Source organism: Bacteroidales bacterium, from assembly GCA_021157585.1.
Lineage (GTDB): Bacteria > Bacteroidota > Bacteroidia > Bacteroidales > UBA12170 > UBA12170.
The window spans coordinates 1-15378 of sequence record JAGGWH010000105.1 but is presented as its reverse complement, the minus strand read 5'-3'; the positions used below and the strand labels follow the sequence as shown (position 1 = coordinate 15378).

General features: G+C 32.9%; 12 protein-coding genes. 6 read left to right on the top strand and 6 right to left on the bottom strand.

The window, feature by feature from the left end; translation table 11 throughout:
- Window positions 1-10: 10 nt before the first annotated feature.
- Complete coding sequence (locus J7K39_07515; protein ID MCD6179736.1) at window positions 11-787, bottom strand: DUF4271 domain-containing protein; 777 nt, start codon at window positions 785-787, stop codon at window positions 11-13.
- 83 nt (window positions 788-870) lie between these two features.
- On the bottom strand, window positions 871-1734 hold the full coding sequence (locus J7K39_07510; protein ID MCD6179735.1) for a DUF3078 domain-containing protein: 864 nt from the start codon (window positions 1732-1734) through the stop codon (window positions 871-873).
- Window positions 1735-1888: 154 nt separating this feature from the next.
- On the opposite strand from J7K39_07510, the gene J7K39_07505 reads away from it, so the two are divergent.
- On the top strand, window positions 1889-2071 hold the full coding sequence (locus tag J7K39_07505) for a hypothetical protein (protein MCD6179734.1): 183 nt from the start codon (window positions 1889-1891) through the stop codon (window positions 2069-2071).
- Complete coding sequence (locus tag J7K39_07500; protein ID MCD6179733.1) at window positions 2067-2300, top strand: DUF2202 domain-containing protein; 234 nt, start codon at window positions 2067-2069, stop codon at window positions 2298-2300. The genes J7K39_07505 and J7K39_07500 overlap by 5 nt, the downstream gene beginning before the upstream one ends.
- A gap of 73 nt (window positions 2301-2373) precedes the next feature.
- Here J7K39_07500 and J7K39_07495 read toward each other — a convergent pair whose 3' ends face one another.
- The 4 genes from J7K39_07495 to ggt form a co-directional block, all read right to left on the bottom strand.
- Window positions 2374-5184, bottom strand: a complete 2811-nt coding sequence (locus J7K39_07495; protein MCD6179732.1) for an insulinase family protein — start codon at window positions 5182-5184, stop codon at window positions 2374-2376.
- A gap of 258 nt (window positions 5185-5442) precedes the next feature.
- The gene (locus tag J7K39_07490; protein ID MCD6179731.1) at window positions 5443-6021 is read right to left on the bottom strand and encodes an indolepyruvate oxidoreductase subunit beta; all 579 of its coding nucleotides are present in this window, start codon (window positions 6019-6021) and stop codon (window positions 5443-5445) included.
- Window positions 6022-6040: 19 nt separating this feature from the next.
- Window positions 6041-7669: an indolepyruvate ferredoxin oxidoreductase gene (locus tag J7K39_07485; GenBank protein ID MCD6179730.1), complete on the bottom strand. Its 1629-nt coding sequence runs from the start codon at window positions 7667-7669 to the stop codon at window positions 6041-6043.
- A 444-nt stretch (window positions 7670-8113) separates the two neighbouring features.
- Entirely contained in the window at window positions 8114-9820 is a 1707-nt protein-coding gene (gene ggt / locus J7K39_07480; protein MCD6179729.1) for a gamma-glutamyltransferase, read from the bottom strand.
- Window positions 9821-10160: 340 nt separating this feature from the next.
- On the opposite strand from ggt, the gene J7K39_07475 reads away from it, so the two are divergent.
- From J7K39_07475 to J7K39_07460, 4 genes are all read left to right on the top strand, one after another.
- Window positions 10161-11327, top strand: coding sequence for an ATP-grasp domain-containing protein (locus J7K39_07475; GenBank protein MCD6179728.1), 1167 nt, complete (start codon window positions 10161-10163; stop codon window positions 11325-11327).
- A gap of 137 nt (window positions 11328-11464) precedes the next feature.
- Window positions 11465-12265: a methylated-DNA--[protein]-cysteine S-methyltransferase gene (locus J7K39_07470; GenBank protein MCD6179727.1), complete on the top strand. Its 801-nt coding sequence runs from the start codon at window positions 11465-11467 to the stop codon at window positions 12263-12265.
- Window positions 12266-12357: 92 nt separating this feature from the next.
- Window positions 12358-14508, top strand: a complete 2151-nt coding sequence (locus J7K39_07465; GenBank protein MCD6179726.1) for a PAS domain S-box protein — start codon at window positions 12358-12360, stop codon at window positions 14506-14508.
- A gap of 1 nt (window position 14509) precedes the next feature.
- On the top strand, window positions 14510-14986 hold the full coding sequence (locus J7K39_07460) for a WbuC family cupin fold metalloprotein (GenBank protein ID MCD6179725.1): 477 nt from the start codon (window positions 14510-14512) through the stop codon (window positions 14984-14986).
- The last annotated feature ends 392 nt before the right edge of the window (window positions 14987-15378 follow it).

Genomic DNA, 15378 nt, shown 5'->3' with positions numbered 1-15378 from the left:
ACCATTTTTATCACATAAACTGAAAAAATAGTTTATACAATAAAAAAATAGGTAATACTTCGAGCGTGCAAAGGTATAAAAATAAATAATACCGTGAATAATTTATACAGTCTAATCCTATAAAAACAGCCCTAATTATACGAAATACCCACAAAGTAATTAACACAATTACAGCAAGATATAAAAACGCTTGTATTTCAGAATAAATATATAAAATAATTAATGGGAAAAGGACAATTCCTCCACTTATGTAAAACACAAAATGATCTAACAAATAAAGAGTACTTAACGAGCCTGTGTCAAACAATATTCCGAAAAATTTAATAGTAATAAATTTTAGCAGATGGTATAAAATTACAGCTGTATACAAAAACAAAAAACCTTCTCCTGAAGAGAAATAAAACGATTGTATAAAATGCTGATTTAGGAATAAGAATGTAAATAATGAAATTACAAAAGCATACAAAAGTAACAAAAGAGCAGGAAAAATCTGTTTAAGCAAGTTACCCTCACGATGTAATTGTTTTATTTGTTTTGGTTTTAGAAAAGCTATAAAAATCTGGCGCAAACGAAGTGTATATGATTGACGAGCAATTATTATGACAATGACCCAAAAGAAAAGGCTAAGATGAATCCATAAAGGAATAGTCTCGTATTCTAATCGCTTAATCTCCAGCATTTCAACCTTAGAGTTATTAGTAAAGAAATGCGAAATACTATCACTACTTTTACCTATAGAAAGCTCTTTAGGCAATAAACTTGTATTTACGCTATCTTTTTGAATCATCGGCTACAAAAATACATATTGTTTGATATAAAAAAGCCCGAATCTAAAAACGATTCAGGCTAAATCTATTTTTTTAATAGTTATTAGAATTTAACTGATAATCCTGCTCCAAACATTTCTTTAAATTGAGTTCTGGGGCCTAAAGGATTTCCAGCGTCATCCATAATAATTATATTATGATCGTAAATTAATCCCGTAGTAATTTTTGCCGAAATAAGTTTATTTACTTTCATGTCTAATATTACATCCCAATTGATAATAATATTCTGAGGGTTGTTAAGATAATCTGAAAATAACTCGACTTTAGTATCAAGATTTATATTTTTAGCAATATCCTTTTTAAACTGCAGTTTAACAGCAGCACCAAATTGAGTTCTAACATTTTCGCCCGGAGCATTTCCAAAAACGCCTAAATTAGAAAGATAAGTATCTGAAATAATTACCCATTGTACCGTAGCAGGAGAGACAAATATAGACAAAAACTTATTAGGCTTAAAATCAATTCCGGGCCCTATTCCAATATAAATGGGAGCGGCAAACTGTGATATATAATCTGTTGTATTAGGATAATTATATCCATTTGCAAATTGTGTTTTCAAAGTAAACAAAGTTCCGAAATAGATTTTATCGTTTATTTTACGTCCGTATTTACTGGAAAAATCAATTTTATCTTCTGTTTTTCTAAGGTCTCCATCAAGACTTTGCATTCCATAAGCAAGTATCAATTTATTATCCCAAGTAGATTTGTCTTTAGCATAATTAAAGCTGTAGTTAAGGCCTATTACACCGGCATAGGAATTATCGCCTCCGGTAGCCCAATTGCTAAAACTTACCTGATTAAATTGTATTGAAAAATCGCCTTCAGTTTTCCAATAAGTAGTGTCCGCTTGAGCAAAAATACTAAGCGAAAATATAAATGCGCTAAAAGTGATTAATAATTTTTTCATTGTTTTTTATTTAAATATTTAGGTGCAAAAATACACTTATAATCAAAATTTAAAACAACAGATATTTAAAAATAATTTTATAAATTTTTTAAGCCCTTTGATTTTTTGGCACGCATTTTAGTATCGTAATACCTAAATATAAAAAATAAATATTGTGAAGAAATTAAAGACTGCAATCCCTCTTTTTATGCTATTAGGCTTGGTTGTTTTATCCTGTAGCAAAGATGATGATACAGTAGAAATTATGGGAGAAACAGCTGTTGAAGTAGAGTTAACTACGGCAGAATTAGAAATGATGCATTATATGATGGAAGAAAAAAGTTGGTTGCACTATTGAAGATGTAGATATTTACGAATTAGAAGAATATCTTGAAAACACTCAAAATGCAGATATAATCTCCGTTTTTGACTTTTTAGATTGCGGCTCTCGTAATCATTTACGCGGATTTTTAGGTCAGCTTGAAGCACAAGGGGGAGAATATACACCGCAATATATCACTCAAGAACATTATGATGAGATTATGTATGGCGATCATGAATTTTGTACATCCTTCACTTTAAATTAAAATTTCCCAAAACCAAACAAAGGCTTGTAGAATTAACTATAAGCCCTTGTTGTTTAATAAAAATATTTAAAACCTATTCTGATTCAGGTTTAAAAATCACATCAATTTCATCAGCATCAGTAAAAAATTCCGCTGCAATTTCTTTGATGTCTTCAATAGTAAAAGCCTTTAGAATATCTTCATAATTAGCAGGGTCATCTGTATTAATACCGTGATAATAATAATTATAAAGTGCTGATGACCAATATTGATTATGCAATTTAGATTGCTCGCGTATTTTTAGCATATTTTTCACGCTCTTATCTAAATCAATGGCCGTAGGACCTTCCGCAATAATTTTATCTATTTCCTTATACAAAAGAGATTTTAAATGATCTGCTTTTTTAGGATCGCAATCGAAATACATAGAAAGCGTGGCTTCACTTTCCGGATAATGAGAAGTTTGTACTCTCACACCCACGCCATAGGTTCCGCCTTCTTCTTCACGAATAGTTTCGGTATAACGAAGGTCTAAAACTGCTTTGATTATAGATAATCCCAAACGATTCTTTTGAGTATATTCAAAATCCTTTGTGTAAATTACATTTACATTAGTTTTTGGAGTAGCAAAATTGATTTCAATCTCTTTCTCGGTTCTTCCTTCGGGTGCATTCACATGGTTATCTTTCCATGTTTCTTCACGCTTGATATCGGTAAGAGAACCCAAATATTTTTCAACAAGAGGTTTTAGTGTTTTTTCATCAATATTACCCACAATAAAGAAAGTGAAATCGCTTGCATCTTTAAAGCGGTCTTTGTACATTTCTTCAATAAGTTCAATACTTACTTCGTCAAAAAATTCGGTATTCATTATTCTTGTCCTTGAATTATAATCTGTTAAAATCATACTCAAAGAGTCTTGCATAATTTTTTGAGGGTTGTTAGCTAAATTAGCCATATAAGCTGCATATCTGCCTTTAAGTGCATTATGTGCATCAGCATCAAAGCGTGGTTGTTCAAAATAAAGATAAACCAATTGCAACATGGTTTCAATATCTTTAGGTGTTGAAGTGCCGTTAATTCCTTCTGTTAAATCGCCCAAGCTTGGACTAACTTCTACTTTTTTACCTGTAAGCATTTTTCGTAAACTAATCGCATCAAATTTGCCAACGCCATAGGCATTTACAAATTCATTTACCATCATAGCAGAAGGCACGTATTTATCTCCAAAAAGAGAACTTCCACCTTTACTAAAAGAGCGTATGCTAACCTTGTCTTTTTCATAATCGGCATGACGAAAAACAACTTTTACACGGTTACCTAATTTCCATTCAACAGCATTAAAAGCAGGAAGTTTTTTAGAGAAAATGATTTTTGAGCCTTTCAAATCTTCAGAGATTAAAGAGGCTGCTGCTGCTTCATCAACATAAGGAGCAATTTCAGCCTGCTTTACTTTTTCCATAATAGCAAGAGCTTCTGCTTCGGTTAAATGCGTAACACCTTCTGAGGGACCTGAAATAACAATAGTTCTGTTTTTATCAACTATCCATTCTTTAGCTTTAGCATTTATTTCTTCCACAGTAATTTCCGGAATAATTTTTTTCATAAAATCCATTTCGAAATCAAAACCGGGAGTAGGCTCCTTTGTTAAGAAATAACGTTGGATTTCACGGGCATAACGATCGTTTGATATTTTATCTTTTTGCTTATACGCACTTTCCATTTGTGTAAGGAAGTTTGTTTTTGCTCTTTCCAATTCGGTTTCAACAAAGCCATATCGTCTTACTCTTTCTGTTTCTGTCAAGATAGCTTCCAAAGCGACATCTTCCTTGTTTGGATTAGCAACAACATTTATAGAATATGCATCATACAGACGGACAAATCCACCATTTGAACTACTCCCAATAATAAATGGAGGAGTTCCTTTTTGCAATAGTTCAGAAATACGCATCCTAAACATAGTATTATATAAATCTGTGATATACATTTCACGCATATCATTCAATGTTTTTTCCTGCTCGTCTTTGTTCTCACGCACAATATAAATGCTGATAGAAGATTGAGATGCTTCCTCGTCAGTTGCGAGGACATAATAGGTTTCGTCATGTTCGGGAATTGTATAGCCTTCGCGTTCGCGACGATTATCAACGGCTTTAATTTCAGAGAAAAGCTCTATGACCTTAGCTTCTACTTCATCCAAATCAAAGTCACCAACAACAGCAATAGCCTGAAGATCGGTACGATACCAATCGTGGTAAAAATTACGAATCGTTTCGTATTCGAAATTATTTATAATATCAAGATCACCAATTACATCGCGAACAGCATATTTTGAGCCTTTAAATAAAACAGGAAACATTTGAGCACGAATACGAAAACTCGCATTTCTGCGTGTTCTCCATTCCTCTGAAATTACGCCCCGTTCGGCATCAAGTTCTTCATCAGTAAGAAGTAAATAGTCTGACCAATCGTGGAGAACCAATAAGCAACTGTCAACTAAACCCGGTTTTGTAGTTGGAACGTCACTTAAATTATATACCGTTTCAGCAAAAGAGGTATAAGCGTTTATATTTGACCCAAAAGCAACGCCGTTCTTTTCAAGAAAATTTAAGATTCCTTTGCCTTCAAAATGCTCTGTTCCGTTAAAAGCCATATGCTCAAGAAAATGAGCAAGACCATTTTGGTTATCATTTTCGAGTAATGCACCTACGTTTTGAATCATATAAAAACTAGCCCTTTCTTTAGGCTCTTCATTATGTTTTAAATAATAAGTAAGTCCATTTTCCAGTGTTCCTGTCCTTATTTCGGGATCGAAAGGAACTTTTTGTGTTAAATCAATATCTTGAGCAAATATTATTCCCGAAAGGAAAAAGACATTGATTAAAATTAAAATTGTTTTTTTCATAAAGATTAATTTTAAAATCTAGAGATTTAGTTTATCGTTTTTCGTTAACGAATGATGCAACGATATGTGCTGTACTAAACAAAAGGATGAGATTAATAATGTTTTATTTAAAAGTTATTTTTCACACAAACTTAGTGAAATAGGTTATACAATAAAAGGTTTTAACAAAATTTTAAAATTAGCAATTAAGCCGAATTAGATATAAAAAAACAAAGACTCGATATTTTTCAAGTCTTTGTTTATTCATTTGTTTAATCTCTATTGTTTTTCTGCAAATTCACGTCCTGCTTTTAAAGCATTTATATTTACGTTAATTATTTTATCGCCTTTGCGTAAGAATATTTCCTTAATTGCTTCTTCAAGAGATTTATAAGGAATATCGATAAAGGGACTGGCAGCACCTAAAATCACAATATTTGAAGAACGGGCAGAACCAAGTTCTTTTGCAATTTTATCAGCATCAAGAAGAACAGTATTTTTTCTGCTTTTTAGCTTATTTAAAACTGTTTCGATTTCAGGATAATTAGTAATATTTACAAAAGGGGTGGTATTGGTAACTATCCATCCGTTGGGCTTCAGGAAGTCAAGATAACGCAAAGCTTCCATTGGTTCAACCGAAAGAATAATATCCGCTTTCCCTTTTGGGATTAAATCGGAAGAAATAGGATCGGAAGACAATCTAAAGTGCGATTGAACAGCACCACCACGCTGACTCATACCATGAACTTCGGCTTGTTTTATATGTAAATTATTAGCTATACAAGCCATTCCTATAGTAGCTGCAATGGATAAAATTCCTTGTCCGCCAACACCTGCTAATATAATATCTGTTTTCATTTTTTTTATAATTTTAGAGTTAGCGAAGGTTTAATTCTGTAATTCGTTTATTCAGTTCTACATTGCGTGTAGTTTGAATACATTGGCGACGAGGAATAACCACTGAAACGCCATCATAAGCTAATTCTTCTCGAATTATCCTCACCATTTCATCGTGATTTTTCTTCATCGGAACAAAAACCTTGATATGTGCAGGATCAACACCAATACCTTCACAAATATCTTCAAGCTTACCAAGAGCAGCAGAATCTTGTCCGCCTGTCATTCCTGTTGTAAAATTATCTGAAATTAAAATCGTTATAGGTGAGCTTTCATTTACTGCATCAATTAAGCCGGTCATTCCGGAATGAGTAAAAGTAGAATCGCCAATAACAGCCACCGCCGGAATAAGTCCGGAATCAGCAGCTCCCTTAGCCATAGTAATACTGGCTCCCATATCAACACAAGAATTAATAGCGTTGAATGGCGGCAAAGCTCCTAAAGTATAACATCCAATATCAGAAAAAACACGACCGGCTGAATACTCACTTAAAGCCTCATTTAAAGCATTATAAGCATCGATATGACCACAGCCCGTACACATTGCGGGTGGCCGAGCTTTTAAAAGTTCTTTTAAATCGGCATCGCTGAGTAAATCTTTTTTCTTTTCTTCAAAACCAAGTGCTTGCGCAACGATATTTGGGTTTAATTCACCATCGCGAGGAATAGTACCATCGAGACGCCCTTTGATATTTTCTTTAGCGGTATATCCCTTTAAAACCTCTTCTATCATCGGATAACCATCTTCTAAAACTAAAACCACATCGCATTCATTCATTAATTTTTCAACTTTTGAACGAGGCATAGGATATTGACCAATCTTTAATAATGGATATTTCAAGGGTTTATTCTGGAAATTTTCCATCAAATAATTATAAGATAAACCACAGGCTAAAATACCAAGCGACTTATCTTCACCATCTCTATATTCATTAAAAGGTGAAACTTCTGAACCTTCGATAAATCCGGAAAAACTATTTAAAAGACCTTTATACTGAACTCGAGCAAAATTAGGCAAGAGTACAAATTGGTGTGGATTAGAAGGAAGACTAATTGAGTTTTGATCAAGTAAAACTTTTCTTTCAACGGCAGCACGTGAATGTGCCAATCGGGTTGTGATACGAATTAAAATAGGAACACGAAAGCGTTCAGACATCTCAAAGCCGACATAAGCCATATCATAAGCTTCTTGCTGACTGGCAGGTTCTAAGATTGGGATTTGAGCAAATTTGCCATAATAGCGAGAATCTTGCTCATTTTGAGAAGAGTGCATGGAAGGATCGTCGGCAACAGTAACCAATAATCCGCCATTTGTTCCGGTAATAGCCGAATTCATAAAAGCATCTGCAGCTACATTTAAGCCTACGTGCTTCATACAAACCATGGCTCTTTTACCAGCATAAGACATTCCCAAACCTGATTCCATAGCCGTTTTTTCGTTGACTGACCATTTGCTGTGAATGTTTCTTTCTTTTGCTAATTCGTAATGCTGTACATATTCTGTTATTTCGGTCGATGGAGTACCAGGATATGCATAAACACCAGACATACCACCATCAATAGCGCCCTGAGCGATAGCCTCAGCACCTAACAATAATAATTTTTGCATTGGTAAAAGTTATTTCGTGATCTCAAAACTATTTTGAGATTTCTTGTGGGCATTTTTTAACTTCTCGAAAGTGTCTTTATCGAGCATCCCCGCCCCTAAGGATTTTGTACAAAATTACAATAAAATTTACTTCCAATTGGAAGCTTTTTTTGCTAAAACGAAATTTAGATTTATTTTAAAGAAATATAAAAACTTAGTGCCTTTTGGCTTGGTGGTGAAAAATAAACCACAGAGACACGGAGTCACAAAGGAAAAACAGAGAAGAAATAAAAATCTTAGTGGCTTGATGTCTTAGCGGTAAAAAGAAACCACAGAGTCACAAAATCACTAAGGAAAAATATCACGCAAAGGCGCAGAGACACAAAGAAAATTTGGTCGAAAAAAACCTCCAATAAAATCTTGACGACTCTTAGCGACTTAGTGAGAAATAATATTCAAAGAATCCTATTTAACTCCAACAGCAGTATCATCACCTCTTGGATCGGCACCACCCTGCATTGTTCCGTCAGGTAAAATTAAAACAGCATCCATTTTACCAATAGCAGACCGAGGCTCCATCTTATGTCCCATTTTTTGCAGTTGCTTGATAACCAAAGAGTCTAAACCGTTATTTTCATACAAAATACGATCGGGTAACCATTGATGGTGCGTTTTGCTTGCATTCACAGCTTGCTGCATATCCATACCGTATTCCACCACATTTAAAATAGTTTGATATACGGCAGTGATAATAGTTGCTCCTCCCGGACTTCCAAGCACCATAAACAGTTTTCCGTCTTTTTCAAGTATTGTAGGGGTCATAGAACTAAGCATTCTCTTTTCCGGCGCAATAGCATTAGCTTCGGCACCTACCAGACCAAACTGATTTGGAATACCGGGTTTTACACTAAAATCATCCATCTCATTATTTAAAAAGAAACCCGACTTTTCTACAAAAACTTTAGAGCCGAAATTACCATTTAAAGTTGTAGTAATACCAATGGCATTTTGGTCTTTATCAACTATTGAAAAATGTGTTGTTTCTATGCTTTCAATAATTTCAACATTTCCTTCTTTTATATCCTTTGAATCTGTTTTACTATCCAAATGGATATCAGAAAAACGATTTGCCAAATAAGCTGAGTCTAAAAGCATATCTATAGGAACATCATAAAAATCGGAATCGCCTAAATAAGTTGCACGATCAGCATAAACACGACGCTCTAATTCTGTCATCAAGTGTATACTTTGTGTTGAATTATGTCCAAATTCCGCAAAACGAAACTGCTCACTTCCTTTTAAAAGTTGAAGCAAAGCAATACCTCCGCTTGATGGTGGCGGCATAGAAATTACCTTATAATCTTTGTATTTACCTTCAATAGGTTTTCTCCAAATAGAATGGTAAGCATCAAAATCGGCTTGACTAATAATTCCATTGCTTGAATGTATTTCATCCAACATTTCTTGCGCTGTTTCTCCGGCATAAAAGCCCTTGCGTCCATTATCGCGAATTAATTTTAAAGTATGAGCTAATTCCGGAAGAACAATTTTATCTCCTACCTGCCATTTACCTCCATTAAAAAAATAGGTTGTACTATCATTGGCATTTAAAAAATCTTTCTGATAATAGTTCAGTTTTTTAGCATCATTTTGCGTTAATATAAATCCATTCTCTGCTAAATCAATGGCTGGTTGAATAAGTTTTTCGAAGGGTAAAGAGCCTAATTTTTTATGCAATTCTATCATTCCGTCAACCGAACCCGGAACTCCGATAGAGAGCACTCCAAAAGAAGATAACTTTGGTATAACATTTTCATCTTCATCTAAATACATGTCGTAAGTTGCAGTAAGCGGAGCTTTTTCTCTAAAATCTAAACTCCCTGTTTCTCCATTTGCTTTACGGTAAACAGCAAAACCACCACCGGCAATATTTCCGGCACGAGGATAAACTACCGCCAAAGCAAATTGAACAGCAACAGCAGCATCAAAAGCGTTTCCGCCTTGCCTTAGTATTTGTGCCCCAACTTCCGATGCTAATGGATGAGCCGTAGCTACCATTCCGTTTTTTGCTTCAACAGTCTGTTTAACATTCAATTGATTCACCTGTTTTTCCGGACCTGATGTGCACGAAAAAGTAATTAAAATCAAAAATAAATAGCTAAGTTTTTTCATCGGAATGTAATTTTATATAGACACAAGTCGTCCTTAAATTTTAAGACTTGGCACATTAAATATTTTTTATTGTTTAAAAACAAATTCCGACAAATTTAAATTATTTTAGATACAAAAAACAGCTTCCACTAGTAAATAGGTTTATAGTCGGTTATAAAGATTAATAATCAATGCTGTAACTTTAGGACTTTGTGTTATCTGTAATCTTTTATGTGTAATACAGTTAGTGATACAAAGAAAATAGAACACAAGAAAAACCTGCCGTTTTTTATCACTCAACACTAAATACATTGAAATTATTACCTTTGTCAGCTCATAAATTTAAAACGAATAATTTTCAATGATAATATTAGACAAACCCTACGTTTCTGATTATCTGAAAGAAACAGTAACTAAATTTGATTTCCCTGTATTAGACAATGAATATAGCCAAGAATTAAATTTGGACTCCAAAACACTATTATTTTCTACTGAAGAAGCCGTACAATATTATAAGAACACCCCAAATGCACGCATTTACACCAATTCGGAGAATGCTATTCAATGGATAGCACAGCATTTAAAAGAAAGTGATTTACACGAAAAAATCAATTGGTTTAAAAATAAGCTTGCTTTTAGAAAATTGACAGAAAAGCTATTTCCCGAAATGTTTTATAAATCGGTAAAACCCAAAGATTTGGATAGTATTATAATTGAGGATCTACCTAAGCCTTTTATTATAAAACCTGCTATTGGTTTTTTTAGTTTGGCGGTATATCCTGTTCAAAGCAATGAGGAATGGCCAAAAATAAAAGAAAAACTGAAAAGAGAAATACAAGAAGCTGCTCTCCTTTTCCCCTCAGAAGTTTTAGATAGTACAGAACTAATTATTGAAGGTTATATTCAGGGAGTAGAGTTTGCTTTTGATGCCTATTACAATGAAAAAGGCGAAGCGGTAATTCTTAATATTATGAAACATGAGTTTGCATCTGTAAACGACGTAAGCGATCGTGTTTATGCCACTTCAAAATCTGTTATGGAAACATATTTGTCTCCGTTTACAAATTTCTTAAATGACCTCGGGAACTTGATTAATTTAAAAAATTTCCCTTTGCATGTTGAGGTTCGTGTTGATGATAAAGGAAAGCTTATACCAATTGAAGTAAACCCTCTTCGCTTTGGCGGCTTTTGTACTACTGCCGACTTAGCATCTTATGCCTGGGGTTTTAATCCTTATGCTGCCTTCTTTCAAAATTTAAAGCCCGATTGGAAAGATATATTAAGAGGAAAATCCGAAAAATTATTCGGGTTGATAATATTAGATAATTCTACCGGAAAAAAGTCGGAGGAAATCAAATCTTTTGATTATGAAAAACTATTGGCTAAATTTGAAAAGCCATTGGAATTAAGAAAGTTCGATTATAAAAAGTACCCGATATTTGGTTTTTTATTTACTGAAACTCGTGAGGAAAACTTTAAAGAATTAGCATACATTTTACAATCGGATTTAAGCGAGTTTGTAAATTAAAAAATACTCCAACAAAAGATAATATTGTCATAATTAAAAAGGCTTGATATTTTTGTGTTATAATTATATTTGCTTAGATATTTAATATTGTTATTTCCCCATAATTCTACTAACTTTGACCTTGCAGCATTTAACTTATGATAAACACCGGTTCGGCATTGGCATTATATGGTTTTCAGGAAGTCCCACTCGATCTTGAAGCCAAAACAAATGATTATGGTATTAAATTAATATCGGTTCCTAAGCAATTAAGTAAAACTAATTTAGGCTCACAACTTCGCGAACTTGTTAATAACACATCTGCATTATTAATTTTTAAAGTCGATAAAGATTTGTATACCATTGTGCAATTCTATTTTGCCGCAAATAAAAAGGCTTATTTTATTTCTGAAGATGACAATATTTCGTCTCTACCAAAGGGGATAAAAATTTTACCAAATACTAAAAAAGTTCTTAAAGAGCTTCTAAAAGAATCTGAATCTGTCGTTATTGATAGTAAAATAGGTAAATTAGAATTACGATTTAATGGTTTTGGTTTGACTTATCTAAAGACGACGAATAAAAACACTTCAGAGGGAAAGCTTAGTAAACAAGCACAAAAAGTAAACAATCAATTAGAGGGCTATTTTGAAGGTAAGCGAAAAACTTTTAGTCTTAAAGTTCACTTAAAAGGAACTGAATTTCAACGAAAAGTATGGAATAGATTGGCAAAAATACCCTACGGACAAACCTGTTCATATGGAGATATAGCCAGTAAACTTGGTGATAAAAAAGCATCTCGTGCAGTAGGTTTAGCAAACAGCAGTAATCCTATTTGGATTGTTATCCCTTGTCATCGTGTACTAAGTAAAGAAGGCGATTTAACAGGCTATGCCGGCGGACTTAAACTAAAGCAATCCTTGCTTGATTTAGAATCTAAACAAATGAGTTTATTCTAACTATGTGCTTTACGGACATTTATATTTTTTAATTATATTTGACCAATGTATATTTTGCAAATGTATAAATGAGAAAGATACATAAAAATACAGTGTGGTTATTTATATTGGCTTTTTTTGTTGGAGAAAGTCTTCTTATTTTAGTTGGGAGTATTAACTTTAAATCTAAGCGGAATCATATATTAGAAGATTATACCATACAACTAAAAACCAGCTACGAATCTATCTTTAACACCTATGAATTAGCTTCTGATATTGTTTTTGAACAAATAATAAATAAACCCGAAGTACTATCATTATACAGTCGCGCCTACAAAAGCAACGAAAAGCGACAAGCAGAAATAAGAGACAGCCTCTATCAAGTGTTAAATCCTGTTTATCTTGGTCTTAAAACCAATGCTATTAAGTATCTTCATTTTCATTTACCCGATAATAGAAGTTTTTTGCGTTTCCATAGGCCAGAAAAATTTGGTGATGATTTAACGGATGTTAGAGAATCTGTAAGAATAGCCAATGCTAAAAAAATATCGGTTCAAGGTTTTGAAAATGGTAAAATATATAATGGCTTTCGCTTTGTATACCCACTGTCATATAAAGGAAAACATATAGGAACAGTTGAAACCAGTATCTCGTTTGGGGCTGTTAATGATATGCTTTATAAACAAGCCAATAATGTTTATGCTTTTATACTTAAAAAATCGGTACTAGACAAAAACGTGTTTGACGATGAGAAAAGTAATTATGTTAAAAGCGCGCTCTCCGATAATTGGGTTGAAGAAAAAAAGTTTTTGCATTATGATAATACAGATGAAAATTTCACGAAAGAAACACTTGAAAAATTAGACCGAATAATTAAGAAAAAATATCAAAACAAACTCAACGAAAGTCAGGCATTTTCTGTTTTTGTTAATCTTAAAAAAAGTAAGTATGTGATTTCGTTTATTCCCATTATTAATATTAAAAAGGAATACGTAGCCTATATAATATCTTATACATCAGATAATTATTCCAACAGATATATAAATAGTTTTATTACGCTTATAATTGTCGGAAGCTTATTAGTATTGATAATTACTATATTATTTTATGTAATCTATTTTAAAAATATAACCATAGAAAGCCAACATGGTGCATTGGCAGAAAGTGAAGAGAGATATAAACATATTTATAATACAATTGATATAGGAATAATCACAACTACACTTGATGGTAGAATTATATTAGCTAACACTAAGCTTTTAGATTTACTAAATTGTAAGAGTTTGGAGGAATTACAAACTCATAATATTAAAGATTTTTACGTTAAGCCCGAGGAACGCAAAACGATTATAGATAATTTAAGTTCAGAAAAGTCTAATAGAATTGAGGGTGAAACTTTGTGGAAAAACACAAACGAAAAGCCATTATTAGTTAAATTTAGCAGTAAAAAACACATTGATAACGAAGGTAATCCTTTCGTGGAATCTGTTATTCAAGATGTTACAGACTTAAGGGCTTTAGAAGATTCATTAAAAATATCTGAGCTTAGCTTGCGTAAAAGTAATGCTGCTAAGGATCAGTTTTTCTCCATATTAGCTCATGATTTACGTGGTCCGTTTAATAGTCTTTTAGGTCTAACGGAGATAATAGCTCTATACCCGGAAACTATTGAAGAGGAAAAAAAGACTCGGTTTATACAATTGATTTATAAAAGCATTAAAAACCTGTATAATTTGATTGAAAACCTTTTAGAATGGTCGCGCACTCAAAATGGAACGATATCTTTTAATCCTACAGAAGTCGAATTAAAAGCTTTAGTTCAAAATACTATTGACCTTTTATCAGAAGTCGTGTCTTCAAAAAAAATAGATATATTGGTTAATATAAATAGTGATATTAAGTTATTAGCAGATGAAAATATGCTTAAAACTATTATCCGAAATTTAATTAGTAATTCCGTTAAATTCACACATAAAAACGGTCTGATTAAAATTTATTTAGGGAAAACAATAAGTAAGAACGATAAGGATTTTATCGAAATTATCGTTGAAGATAATGGTATTGGAATTGATGAAAACGATATAGATAAATTATTTAAAATCGAAAGTGATTTTACTAATGCCGGAACAGAGGGAGAAAAAGGAAGTGGTTTAGGACTTGTTTTGGTAAACGAGTTTGTAAAGAAACACGAGGGAAGTATAAAAATTGAAAGCAAAAAAGAAGTAGGGACAAAAGTTATTTTTACCTTTCCAATATTATCATAGAATGATTAAGATTAACGAAGAATTTATTTCTATAACATCCGACAAAGCAAAAATTAGTCGGCGTCGCAGACAGAATTTCAATTTCCATAAAGAAGATAACGCAAGGCTACAACGCATGTTAAATGCGTTAGAGTTAAACACTTATATTCAACCTCACAAACACGAGAATCCTGATAAAGTAGAAGCCTTTTTTGTTTTACGCGGTCGTATATTAGTTGTAGAGTTTGACGATAACGGAAATATAAGCGACCATATTATTTTAGAAGCCGGAAAAGGAAATTATGGAGCCGAAATTGCTCCCCGAATCTGGCATACTATTATTTGTTTAGAAGCCGGCTCTGTTGCTTATGAAGTAAAAGATGGTCCTTATAATGCTGCGATAGATAAAAACTTTGCGCCATGGGCTCCTGCGGAAGGTGATGATGATTGTACATCTTACATCAGCAGTATTCTGAAAAGACTAAAAATTAAATTATAGAAATTAGGGTTAATATTAATCTTTCATCCTTCGCTCGGTCAGGAGATTGTATTTTAAATCAAGCTTAATCTCTGATTAAGCTTAGCGGTGGATTAGTCAAAAGATATATCTCTACTTTAGCCCTCAATTATGCATATATAGTTTATATATAGATATAATTAAGAAAACCTTGGAAAGAACAAAAAATAAGACTACTTTTACACTAGCCTACCAAAGCATAGCTTTGCAACACACTATCTGATAGCGGTGTAATTTGATTCAGAAGCTATTATAACACGGTTCGAGTAAAACAACGAAAATATTACGCATGTAAAAACGGAGATATATAATCCGTTAGATAATTTTAAGTTATAGTAAAAAAATAAAAAATATATATCAAAATATTTGGGTGT